Below are 346 nucleotides of genomic sequence, written 5' to 3'. Positions count from 1 at the left end.
GCTTCTTCATTAGACATTGTGTTGGCCAGCAAGGCAGTGGATTTAATATCACATCGCTGCCACCTAAAATCTTCAGAAACCAATACTTTCCATCGCTTCTCATGAAAATTCTCCAAAACTACCGGAAAAGCATATAACAAAAATGTAGGTTCAGAATGTTCCGGAAAGTAATGAGTGCGGGGAGCTTTGCCTCGGGAAACCTGGATATAAACCGCTGCATCACTGTTCGCCAGACCCGATCTCGAGAGTGCCTGCATCATAAGATGCTCTATAATGGAGCAATCAAAAGGGATCTTTATTTGTTGCAGGCAATATTTTAACCGGTCCAGGTGATCCTGCAGTCGAA

General features: G+C 43.6%; 1 protein-coding gene. It reads right to left on the bottom strand.

Translation table 11 applies throughout. The annotated features are described in order from the left end of the window. Positions 1 to 293, bottom strand: a 293-nt coding sequence (locus HC176_RS18025) for an aminotransferase class IV (protein WP_342448720.1), incomplete at its 3' end; no start/stop codon positions are given. Positions 294 to 346 lie beyond the last annotated feature (53 nt).

It is taken from the genome of Tamlana crocina (assembly GCF_012037625.1).
This window is presented reverse-complemented; position numbering and strand designations above follow the sequence as displayed.